Source organism: Bradyrhizobium sp. P5_C11_2 (assembly GCF_054049755.1).
The window spans coordinates 1-11,618 of record NZ_JBFULT010000213.1; the positions used below are offsets into that span (position 1 = coordinate 1).

Below are 11,618 nucleotides of genomic sequence, written 5' to 3' on the forward strand. Positions count from 1 at the left end.
CTGCTGCTGGCGCTCGGCTTTTCGATCAACCTCCTGACGCTGCTGGCCCTGGTGCTCGCGATCGGCCTGGTGGTCGATGACGCCATCATCGTCGTCGAGAACGTCAACCGGCATCTGGCCGAGGGCACCAAGCCGTTGCAGGCGGCGATCATCGCCGCGCGGGAGCTTGCGGGTCCTATCGTGGCCATGACCATCGTGCTGATCGCGGTCTACGTGCCAATCGGCTTCCAGGGCGGTCTGACCGGAGCGCTGTTCACCGAATTCGCCTTTACCCTTGCCGGCGCCGTTGCGGTGTCGGCCGTCATCGCATTGACGCTCACGCCGATGTGCTGCGCCTTCATTCTCAAGCCGCCGAGGACCGGCGCACCGACGCTCGACGATCGCATCGTCGCGTTCATCGATGCGCGGATGGAAGCGTTGCAACACCAATATCGACGGTTGCTCGAAGCCAGCCTGACGACGATTCCGGTCACGGTCGTGTTCGCGGCCCTGGTCCTGAGCAGCATCTACTGGCTTTATTCGAACTCCAAGAACGAGCTGGCGCCGGACGAGGATCAGGGTGCGATCCTGATGCAGTCGACGCTGGCGCCGAACGCAACACTTCAGCAGAAGCTGCTGTATTCCGCCGAGGTCTACCGTCGCATCTCCGCCCATGCTGAAACCGCGGGCGTGTTTCAGCTCGATCTCACCGGCAGCTCGATCGCTGGCTGGGTCCTGAAGCCCTGGGACAAGCGCGACAAGACCGCGGCGGAACTGCAGCCGGTGCTGCAGCAGGAGATGGCGGGGGTTGCCGGCGCCAAGATCGTGGCATTCCAATTGCCGCCGCTGCCGGGGGCGAGCGGCCTGCCGATCCAGTTCGTGATCCAGACCACCGACCCGTTCAAGCGGCTCGACGGCATCGCCAAGGCCTTCACCGCCGAGGCCCTGAAAAGCGGCAAGTTCATCTTCCTCGACAACGACCTGAAGGTGGACCAGCCGCAAACCACGGTGCTGATCGATAGCGAAAAGACCGCTCAGCTCGGGCTTAAGCTCAGCGATGTCGGTGGCGCGCTCGGCAACATGCTGGGCGGCGGGTATGTCAACTATTTCGGCCTGGACGGCCGCTCCTACAAGGTCATTCCCCAGGTCGAGCAGCGCCAGCGGCTGAACGCCGATCAGGTGCTCGACTACTACATCAAGACCTCGGATGGCACGTCCGTTCCGCTGTCGACGGTGGCGTCGCTGAAAACGACCACGGTTCCGCAATCGTTGAACCATTTCCAGCAGGTCAATGCCGCCACCATCTCCGGCGTGGCCATGCCGGGTGTGATCACCGGCGAAGCGCTCGCGACGCTGAAGGAGATCGCGGACCGGACCCTGCCCAAGGGCTACACCATCGACTATGGCGGACAGTCGCGGCAGTTCATCCAGGAATCATCCGGTTTCGCCGCCACCTTCGGATTTGCCCTGATCATCATCTTCCTGGCGCTGTCGGCGCAGTTCGAAAGTTTCCGCGATCCGCTGATCATCCTGGTCTCGGTGCCGATGTCGATCGCGGGCGCCCTGATCTTCATCATGCTGGGTATCAAGGGCGCGAGCCTCAACATCTACACCGAGGTCGGCCTCGTGACGCTGATGGGGCTGATCAGCAAGCACGGCATTCTCATCGTCGAGTTCGCCAACGAGCTGCAGCATGCCGGCCGCTCCAAGCGTGATGCGGTCATCGAAGCGACCGCGATCCGGCTGCGCCCGATCCTGATGACGACAGCGGCCATGGTGATCGGCGTGATGCCGTTGATCACCGCATCCGGCGCGGGCGCGGCCTCGCGCTTCAACATGGGGCTGGTGATCGCCTCCGGACTTTCGATTGGAACGCTGTTCACCCTGTTCGTGGTGCCGGCGTTCTACATTCTGCTTGCCGCCGACCATTCCGCGGCGACGGGCGATGACGCGGTGAAGCGCGATGCGGCCGGGCTCGGAACGAACGGCGAGCCGCGCGGCCCAGCGATGGAAGCAACGCGATGAAACGCGGATCACCGACGGCCCTCGGTGCCTTCAGCGCCGGCCGCCGCCCATCCCGCCTCCGGGACCGCCGAAGCCACCACCACCACCCACTCCACCACCGGGCCCCATGGGTCCGCCACCAGGCGAGCCAAGACCGCCGGGGCCTGACGGGCCGCTTGGCCCCGTCGGAGCGGAGCCGGGCGTTGCTCCGGGGCTTGATCCCGGCGCAGGCGCGCCTGTCGGACCGGGCTGGCTACCACCGGGATTGGCCGTGCCGCGGTTCGGATGCAGGATCGAACCGCCGCCCGGCGACCGGTTGGGATTGCCGGGCCCGCCGGGCGCCTGCCGCGGCGATCCCGGTCCGATCGCTTGAGCGGAATCCAGCTGGAGGCCGCGCGAGCGGTCGAACACGCCGTTGACCACCATGCGCGCTTCACCCGCCGCGGGACCGAACCGTGAGCCGTCACGGGCGACAAGCCCGGAGCCAAGCTGGAGGTTGGCACCCGCGCGCTGCACATAGGCCTCGATCGAGAGCCGGCTTGCGCCGACGAGATCCGAAAAATCGTCGATCCGGCTGCGCGAGGCCCGCATTGCCCCCTGGCTTGCGCTGCCCTCGATCTGGACGCGCTGGCCGACGAGCAAGGGATCGACGCCGTTCAGCTTCAGCCCACCGATATGCAGGCCGTCCGGCCCGCGCTCGACCAGACCCGTCACGCGTGCCGTCGCGTCACGCCGCGGCTCGACGAGGCTCGCGACGATCACGCCGTCGGTGCGGCGCAAGCCGTAGACGGCGACCTGCGTGCCGGCACGGAGCCGGCTTTCGTTGCCGCCCGAGACGATCTTCTGACCGAGAACCGTCAGCTCGTTGCCTTTCACGGATTCGATCGGGCCGGAGACTTCGCTCGCGATCGCGATGTTGCGCGTGACGAGCGTGCCGTCAGCCTGGCGCGTGGCGACCACGCGCGCGACCTGGCCGATGCGCAAGTCCTTGGTGGTGGCCGCTTCGCCGTCGATCCGTACCGGAACCTCGTTCCCATAGGTGATGCGTTCGCCGTTGACGTAGATGCTGCCGAAGCGCTGGATCACGCCGACGATGCCGGTGCCGCCGATGCCGTGATCATCGCCGGGCGTGAGTCCGGTGCCGCCAATGCCCTGGTCGGTGCCGCGCTTGACCTGCGCGTGGGCGATGGCCGTGCCGGCCAGCCAGAACCCCGTCAGCAGCAGACGGCGGGAGATGAGCGGCGGCCGGCTCATGACGAACCACTCTCCTTGCCGCCTTMCTTACCGCCCTCCTTGCCGTCGCCCTCCTCGTCGGCGTCCTCGGAATAGATGTAGACGCCGAAATTCCAGCGGGCATCGCCGCCCTTGTCCTTGGCGAGCGCGCGGTTGGCTTCGCGGTTGGCGGTCTTCAGCGCGTCCATGGCAAGCTCGCGCGAGCGCGCCTCGAGGCGCCGCGCAAGCTTCGGCGAGATGTTGTTGTAGTGGACCGCGCGTTCGAGGAAGCGCGGCGCCGGTCCCGACACGTTTTCGGCCGCCGCGGCGACATGGTCGTGCAGATTGCGGCCGAGATAGTGCCACTTGCTGTCGTCCTCGCCGCTCGGAACGAAGGCGGCCTCGACCAGCACGATCTCGTCGTCGGCGTTGATGGTGACGAGCTTGCGATCGATCCATTCGTCGAGCACCGCGCGCGGGCGCACGTCCTTGGTGACGGAGGCGACCAGCTGCTCGAACGAGGGCGCGTCGCTCTCGGCGGTGCGCGGCAGCGGGAGCGGCTCGCCCTTCGCATCGGTGAATTCAGGCGCGGCCAGCCAGCGCGCGATCACCGCGCTCGTCAGCGACACAGCCGCGGGCGCCTCATGCACGGGGGCGCCGGCGCCACGCAGCCGCGCCACCTCCTTGCGGTGGATACCGGTGAGCAGGCTGACACGGCTGTCGGTCTGCTCTTTCCCCTCGAGGGCAAAATCGTGCTCGGCGACGTTGACGAAAAGCTCGCGAAGCAATTGCGCCAGCGCCGGGAACGTCATGCCGCTGCGGATGCAGAGCCGCACGAGCGGGCGCAGCAGCCGCGCCAGCGGCGCGTGCAGCTTTGCGGCAGCGTTCGGCTGGGACGCCGCTGCTTTGGACCCGGACTTGGCATTCATGTCTGAATTGTATCGGCGCCACGCGTGGGACACAATCCCACTTTTTTCTCATCGTCGATTGACGTGGTAAATTTTCCCACATATACGAGACGCCACTGAGGGCGCGATTTCAAGGGGACATTGACCATGGCCGACCGCTTGGCCCGTATTTCCAGTTCGCCGCCGCCGATTCTCGACCGGGACCGTCGCGGCCCGATCGAGCCGATGCTGCCGGCGCTCCTGCGCGGCGTGATCTTCATCTCGGTGCTGGCGGCGCCGTTCGTCGCAGCGCTTCTCGCGGGCTGATCGCCGTCATGCATCACAACAGCGAAACTCCGCGCCGCCCATCGGTGCTGCACATCTTCAAGATCTACTATCCCGACCTGTTCGGCGGCACGCTCACGGTGATCCGCGACATCTGCGCGAGCCTGAAGGACACCTTCGCCTCCGCCGTGCTGGTCTGCTCGCGATCGGCCGGGCCGCGCGAGCTCGTCGTCAACGAAGTGCCGGTCGAGCGCGTCCGCTCGTTCGGCAATGTGCTGTCGCTTCCCGCCGCGCCCACCTATCCCTGGCGGCTGTGGCGCAGAATCGCGGAGCACGATCTGCTCGCGCTCCACGCCCCCTTCCCGCTCGCCGACCTCGTCTTCGCACTCGGATTCGGCCGCAACCGGCCGCTGGTGGTGCACTGGCACGCCGACATCGTCAGCCATGCCGGCCTGCGCTGGTTCATCGATCCCTTGATGCGGCGGACTTTGCGGCGCGCCAAGGCGATCATCGTCTCAGACCGCGTCCTGATCGAGACCACGGCGCTGCTGCGGGAATTCGAGGACAAGTGCCATGTCGTGCCGTTCGGCATCGACACCACGACCTATGACTGGCCGAAGATCGAGCCGCATCACGTCAACGACCGCGGCCGGCTCGTGCTCGCCTGCGGCCGGCTCGTTCCCTACAAGGGATTCGACGTGCTGATCCGCGCCGCCGTCAATCGCCAGTTCGAGGTCTGGATCGTCGGCGAGGGGGTCGAGCGGCCGCGGCTGGAGCAGTTGATCCGCGAACTCGGCCTCGGCGACCGAATCCGCCTGCTCGGCTCGGTGAACGATTGCGAGCGCATCAAGCTGATGTGCCTCTCCGACGTCTTCGTGATGCCGTCGGTGACCAATGCCGAGACCTTCGGCCTCGTCCAGTTGGAGGCCATGGCCGCCGGCCGCCCGGTCGTGAACACGGCACTCGACACGGCGGTGCCGCGCGTCGCCCGCCACGGCATGGAGGCCATCACCGTGCCGCCCAGCGACGCCGAGAAGCTCGGTGAGGCCATCGACACGCTGATCCGCGATCCCGAGCGGCGCCGCCGCATGGGGCTCTCGGCGCGGGCGCGCGCCCTCACCCACTATTCGGCCACGGCCTTCAGGCAGGGCATGGAAACCGTTTACCGCGAAGCCGTCACGTCATGCGAGGAGCAGCCGGCCGCCGTCGAACCGCCGCCGGCGACGAGCTGGCTGGACGCGGTCCGGATCGCCGCGGCGCTGGCCTGGTCCGACATGCGCCACCGCTACGTGCGCTCGCTGCTGGGGCCGTTCTGGATGTCGCTCCAGATGGCGATCGTGGTCGCGGTGCTGGGCTCGGTGATCGGCCAGATGTCGAACGCCAGCATCCTGGCGCGCCTGCCCATGCTCGCACTCTCGATGACGGCATGGACCTTCCTCAACAGTGTGGTGCTCGATGCCACCACGGCGCTCCAGAACTCCGCGAGCCTGATCCGCGACCGCGCGCTGCCGCCGGTGATCTTCCTCTTGCAATGCACCTTCCGCCAGGCGCTGTTCGCGCTGCATAACGCCTGCGTGCCACTGGTGCTCTGGCTCCTGCTCTCGCCGCACGATCTCTTCGGCGCGGTTGCGGCGCTGCCCGGCCTGCTGCTGTTCGTGGCCTGCACCTTCGCGCTGAGCCTCGTCCTCGGCGCGATGGCGACGCGCTATCGCGACCTCAAGCCGATCATCGAATCCACGCTGATGCTGGCCTTCCTCGCCTCGCCCGTGATCTGGTCGTCGGAGATGATCAACCACCGCTCGACCGTGATGCGGCTCAATCCGCTGACGCATCTGTTCGCGGTGTGGCGCGAGCCGCTCGCGGGCGGCCATGTCGATCCCGCAAGCCTCGCCTATGTCCTCGTCGCGCTGGCGCTGCTGATCCTAGCAAGCGTGCTGACGCTGGGTCATCTGCGCAAAGCCGCATTCTGGATCTGACCATGGTCTCGATCAGCCTGCGCAATGTCTGCCTCGACTATCCACTCTATGGCGCCTACGACTTCTCGCTGAAGCGGCGGTTGCTCGGCCACCTCGTCCGCGAGCAGGGCGAGACGCGCATCATCCGCGCCGTCGACGACGTCACCATCGAGGCGGAGGCCGGCGCCCGCATCGGGCTTGCCGGGCCCAACGGCTCCGGCAAATCGACGCTGCTGCGGCTGATCGCCGGCGTCTATCCGCCGAGCAGCGGCAGCGTGGTCATCAAAGGCAACGTCGTTCCCCTGCTCGGCCTCAATGCCGGGGTCAACCTGGATTTCGTCGCTGCGGACAACATCGCGCTGCTGCTCCGGATCGGCGGACGCAAGCCGACGCCGACGATGATCGACGAGATCTGGGCTTTCACCGAGCTCGAGCCGCGCATGCGGCGGCTGCCGCTGCGGATGTTCTCCTCGGGCATGCTGATGCGCGTGCTGTTCGCGACCGCGACCGCCTTCCCGGCCGACATCCTGCTGCTCGACGAATGGCTGAGCGTGGTCGACGAGCATTTTGCGGAGAAGGCCGAGCGGCGGCTGCTCAACCTGGTCTCGCAGGCGGCGATCGTCATCATTGCCTCGCACGACCAGCTGCTGCTGCGCCGCACCTGCACCAGCATCATCAATCTCGATCACGGCCGCATCGCCTCGACCGTCACGGTCGAGGCGCCGGCAACGGCAACGCCCCCCTTCGAGCTCCGCGAGAAACGCGCATGAAGCAGAACATCCTTGTCGTCTCCGAAGCGCTCGGGGAGCCCAACCACAAGCGCGGCATCTTCCACTTCACGCGCGAATTGATGCGCTCGCTCGCCGCCGAAGGCCACGAGCTCACGCTGCTGGTGGAAACCACGCGGCGTTACCGCAAGCTGCGCCGGCGCGAGCGGCGCACAAGACTGTTTCCGGCGCCGTCGCGCAACATCGAGCTGCTCGCGCTGTATCGTTTTCTCGACGAGATCAACATGAGCGAGCCGGTGATGCGCGGCGGCCTGCGCCGCACGCTCGACTGGATCCGCCACAAGGCCACCATGTCGGTGTCGTGGGACTACATCGTCTGCCTGCTGCGCGCCGTCGGCCTGCGTGGCCTCAACGCCCGGCTGATCGAGAACAGGACCGCCGCGCTCGAATACGTTCCGCCGGACCTGCGCCACCTCGAACTGTTCGGCGACTTCCAGCTCGAGCCCGGCTTCTACAGCTATCAGGACTCCTCGGCCTTTTTCCTGCTGCCGCCGCCGCGGATCGATGCGCGCGACTACGACGTCATCGTGGTCGACACGCCGACGCGGGTGGCGATCAAGCGCAGGCCGGGGGCCAAGGTGATCTGCGTCGTCCACGATTTGTTGCCGCTCACCGACCTCAAGCTCAGCGACATCGCCACGCGGCTGTTCCTGTCGCGGCTGCTCACCAGCCTGCGCCAGGCCGACGAGCTCGCCTTCGTTTCAAACTACAGCATGATGCGGTTCAGGGAACTGTTGCCGCAATTTGCGCACCTGCCGGCGCGGGTCGTGTATCCCCGCACCCGGTTCGACGCCCCGGATGTCCTKCACCTCCCAGCCCCGTCGGGGCGTCCGGGGCGGCCGAGCTTCGTCGTCATCGTGTCGAACGAGCCGCGCAAGAACGTCGCCACCGTCATCCGTGCCTTCCGCAACATTCCTCACGCCGATCTCGTGGTGATCGGCCTGGCCGGCCAGATCAGCCGGATGCGCAACGTTCCCCAAAACGTTCGCTTCGCCGGCTATGTCGGCGAGCATGAAAAGGCCGCCCTGATCGCGGAGGCGCACGGCCTGATCATGCCGAGCTTTGCCGAAGGCTTTGGCGTGCCGATCATCGAAGCGCTGGCCGCCAATACGCCGGTGCTGTGCTCCGACATCGCGGTGTTCCGCGAGGTCGCGGGTGAGCTCGCCGACTATTTCGACCCGTTCTCGACCGACTCGATCGCGGCCTCCGTCACCCGCGTGCTGACGCGTCAGGAGGAGTGCCGCGGTAGGATCAAGGCGAGACGCAGCGAATTGGCCGAGCGCTTCGGCTACCAGACCCAGGCTCGCGATTTCCTCGGACATTATATGCCCGCGGAAAGTCTCGTCGCCGCGCAGTAAGCGCTGGTCGCATGACCTCGGAACCGGCGGCGTGGTCCGATGCCGCCGAGCCCCAGGCCTGGCGCAGCCGTTGGCAGACTTGGCGCAACTCGGCCGCACTGGTTTATGCGGCCGATGTGCTCGTCATCCTGATCGCGGCCTCGCTGCCCTGGTCAACGACGGCGCCTTCGATCTTCGTCGGGCTCTGGCTGCTCGCGGTGACGCCGACCATCGACTGGCGCAACTATGCACGCAAGCTCGCATGGCCGGCGTTTGCCCTGCCCTTCGCATTCCTGCTGCTCGCGCTGATCGGTACGCTGTGGTCGGACGGCGCCTGGCCCGACCGGCTGCATGCGATCAAGCCGGTTGCAAAGCTCGTGCTGATTCCGCCGCTGCTCTACCATTTCAGCCGATCCGAGCGCGGCTTCCAGGCCTGCCTTGCCTTTCTCGCCTCCTGCGCGCTGCTTGCGGTGTTCTCCTGGATCGTGCTGCTCGATCCTGCCTGGAAGATCACCGMGACCGCGTCGGCTGGCGTCCCCGTCAAGAACTATATCGACCAGAGCCAGGAATTCACCCTGTGCGCGTTTGCGCTCGCGCTGCCTGCGCTGACTTTCTGGCGCGGCGGCAGCCTGATCGCGGCAGCCGCCTGCCTCGCGCTGATCCTGCTGTTCGTCACCAGCATGGTGTTCGTTGCCTCGGCCCGCACAGCCCTGCTCTGCATCGCAGTGCTGCTTGGACTGTTCGCCCGGCGGCATCTGAGCCGGCGTGCCGCCCTGATCCTGCTCGCGGGCGCGGTCGTCGCAAGCGCGCTGGCCTGGACGGCGTCGCCCTATCTGCGCCAGCGCATCATCGATATCGCCGTCGAATACCGCCACGGCCATGAGGACATCAGCCGCGCGTCGACCGCGCAGCGGCTGACCTATTGGCGCAAGTCGCTGCACGCCATTGCCGAGGCGCCCCTGCTCGGTCACGGCACCGGTGCGATCAAGCGGCAGTTCGAACGCGCCGCCACCGGCGAGAGCGGCCTCGACGCGGAGATCGTCAGCAACCCGCACAACCAGACCCTCAACGTCGCCATGCAATGGGGGCTGTTGGGCGTCGTGCTGCTCTACGCCCTGTGGTTCGCGCATCTTCGCCTGTTCCTGGGTGAATTCTTGGACGAAGGTGTTGCGGCCTGGATCGGCCTCGTGATCGTCGTGCAGAACATCGCGAGCTCGCTTCTGAACTCGCATCTGTTCGATTTCCACGAGGGCTGGATGTATGTGCTCGGCGTCGGCGTCGCCGGCGGCATGGCGCTGCGCGCCAAAGCCAGCAGCCCGCGCTGACTACGGGCTGCGCTCGTGGCCGACTTCGCCGGTGATGACGTCGCCGAACAGCTCCCAGGCCTGCCCGTTGAAGCGCATCAGCTGCATCTGCTCGATCGGGAAATAGTCGTCGGCCGAGGTGTTGACCATGATTCCGGGCAGCATCAGCTCGGTGTGAAAGTTCTTGAGGCTGGTGGCCTGCTTCATGACGTTCTCGCGCGTGAGATTGTCGCCGCACTGCTTCAGCACCTGCGCCATGGCTTCGGCCTGGACGTAGCCGTAGAGATTGTTGGCATTGGCCTTGTCGCCTTCGGGATAGTATTTGTCCATGAAGGCGCGCCATGCCAGCACCGCCGGATCCTTGTCCCAGGTCGGATCGGTCGGGTCCTTCAGATACGCGGTCGAGATGATGTCCTTGGAGTAGTCGAGCCCGGCGGGCTTCAGCACCGAGGCGATGGACGTGGCCGTGTTGCCCAGGAAGAACTTTGGCTTCCAGCCGAGCTCGCCGACTTTCCGGATCGCCTGCGCCGACCCTTTCGGCGCCGCCCACGAGAAGAAGATATCCGCGCCGGAATCGTGCAGGGCGACGATCTGCGAGTCGATCGAGGGATCGCTGACCTCATAGGACTTGTCGGCGATGATCATGCCGGCCTTGTCGCCGAGCCCGTCCTTCAAACCCTTGAACTGGTCCTTGCCGGCGTCGTCGTTCTGCCAAAAGACCGCGATCTTGCCGTCGGGGAAATTGTCGCGAATGTACTTTGCGTAGATCCGTCCCTCGCTCTGGTAGTTCGGCTGGAAGCCCATGGTCCACGGGAAGTTCTTCGGGTCTCCGAACTTGGTGCCGCCGGAGGCGACGAACAGCTGTGGCACCTTCTTGGCGTTCATGTATTTCATGATCGCGGAATTCGAGGGCGTGCCGAGCGGCTGGAAGATCAAGAGCACCTCGTCGCTCTCCACCAGCTTGCGCGCCTGCTCGATCGCCTTCGGCGGCGAATAGGCGTCGTCATAGCTGATGAAGTTGATCTTGCGGCCGTTGATGCCGCCCTGGTCGTTGATCATCCTGAAGAAGGCGGCCTCGGTCTTGCCGATCACGCCGTAGGACGACGCCGGACCGCTATAGGGCATGATGTTGCCGATCTTGACTTCGGTATCGGTGGCTCCGGGGTCGTATTTCTTCTGCGCCGAGGCCGAAGTCGTGACGAGCACGCCGGCAGCAAGCATGGCTAGAGCAGCAAKGTTGTTGCGACGACCCGGCATCGTTCTCTCCCCAATGTTTTGTAGTCTTGTTTTGTGAAGAGTGTCGCAAGGTGGCCAGCCACTGGCAAGCGGCAGGATTTTCCGTGGAGTGAAACGCTGACCTTGGAATCTACCGGACGCGCTGCAACATTCTCAGCGCCCGTCCGTCGATCACGATCAAAGCGCTGCCGATGACGATCGCGCCGGCGATCTCACGCATGGAAATCGGCTCCCCCAGCACCAGCCATCCCAGAAGGATCGCGGTGACGGGAATAAGCAATGTCACCAGCATGACATTCGTTGCGCCGGAGCGTCGTATGATCTGAAAGAACACGATGTAGGCGAGCGCGGTCGACAGCGCGGCAAGGCCGAGCACGGCAAGCCAGGTCGCCAGGCCCGGCATCGGTAGCCGCCACGGCTGCTCCAACCCACCGGCGACGAGGGCCATCATCACCGTCGATGCCATGAGCTGAAACGTCGCCGTGCCGAGCGGCGGCGAGTCTTTCAGGAGCCTTCGCGCTGCGAGCGCCGCAAAGCCATAGCTGAGCGCGCCCCCGAGGCAGAGCAGGATGCCGATCCCCTGCCCGGTCCGCGTCTCGATCCCCCACCCGCGCAGGATGATCACACCGGC

General features: G+C 66.0%; 10 protein-coding genes. 6 read left to right on the top strand and 4 right to left on the bottom strand.

What is annotated here, in order from left to right; genetic code table 11:
* A partial coding sequence (locus ACXJL8_RS20320; protein ID WP_456685461.1) for an efflux RND transporter permease subunit occupies window positions 1–2,004 on the top strand: 2,004 nt, incomplete at its 5' end.
* 30 nt (window positions 2,005–2,034) lie between these two features.
* Here ACXJL8_RS20320 and ACXJL8_RS20325 read toward each other — a convergent pair.
* Window positions 2,035–3,237 (bottom strand): DUF5666 domain-containing protein, encoded by a 1,203-nt coding sequence (locus ACXJL8_RS20325; protein WP_456621175.1) that lies wholly within the window; start codon window positions 3,235–3,237, stop codon window positions 2,035–2,037.
* Window positions 3,234–4,124 (bottom strand): DUF6502 family protein, encoded by an 891-nt coding sequence (locus ACXJL8_RS20330; RefSeq protein WP_456685462.1) that lies wholly within the window; start codon window positions 4,122–4,124, stop codon window positions 3,234–3,236. Before ACXJL8_RS20330 ends, ACXJL8_RS20325 begins: the two co-directional genes overlap by 4 nt.
* A gap of 126 nt (window positions 4,125–4,250) precedes the next feature.
* Here ACXJL8_RS20330 and ACXJL8_RS20335 point away from each other — a divergent pair, with 126 nt between their 5' ends.
* Genes ACXJL8_RS20335 through ACXJL8_RS20355 form a run of 5 tightly spaced genes read left to right on the top strand, consistent with a single transcriptional unit; the run spans window position 4,251 to window position 9,772 of the window.
* Window positions 4,251–4,409: a hypothetical protein gene (locus ACXJL8_RS20335; protein ID WP_456621177.1), complete on the top strand. Its 159-nt coding sequence runs from the start codon at window positions 4,251–4,253 to the stop codon at window positions 4,407–4,409.
* Between the two features lie 8 nt (window positions 4,410–4,417).
* Window positions 4,418–6,343, top strand: coding sequence for a glycosyltransferase (locus tag ACXJL8_RS20340; protein ID WP_456621178.1), 1,926 nt, complete (start codon window positions 4,418–4,420; stop codon window positions 6,341–6,343).
* 2 nt (window positions 6,344–6,345) lie between these two features.
* Window positions 6,346–7,092 (top strand): ABC transporter ATP-binding protein, encoded by a 747-nt coding sequence (locus ACXJL8_RS20345; RefSeq protein ID WP_456685463.1) that lies wholly within the window; start codon window positions 6,346–6,348, stop codon window positions 7,090–7,092.
* Entirely contained in the window at window positions 7,089–8,468 is a 1,380-nt protein-coding gene (locus ACXJL8_RS20350) for a glycosyltransferase family 4 protein (protein ID WP_456621180.1), read from the top strand. Before ACXJL8_RS20345 ends, ACXJL8_RS20350 begins: the two co-directional genes overlap by 4 nt.
* A gap of 11 nt (window positions 8,469–8,479) precedes the next feature.
* Window positions 8,480–9,772, top strand: coding sequence for an O-antigen ligase family protein (locus ACXJL8_RS20355; protein WP_456685464.1), 1,293 nt, complete (start codon window positions 8,480–8,482; stop codon window positions 9,770–9,772).
* Here ACXJL8_RS20355 and ACXJL8_RS20360 read toward each other — a convergent pair whose 3' ends face one another.
* Together ACXJL8_RS20360 and ACXJL8_RS20365 are read right to left on the bottom strand one after the other, a co-directional pair.
* Window positions 9,773–11,008 (bottom strand): ABC transporter substrate-binding protein, encoded by a 1,236-nt coding sequence (locus ACXJL8_RS20360; RefSeq protein WP_456685465.1) that lies wholly within the window; start codon window positions 11,006–11,008, stop codon window positions 9,773–9,775.
* 109 nt (window positions 11,009–11,117) lie between these two features.
* A partial coding sequence (locus ACXJL8_RS20365) for a DMT family transporter (protein WP_456685466.1) occupies window positions 11,118–11,618 on the bottom strand: 501 nt, incomplete at its 5' end.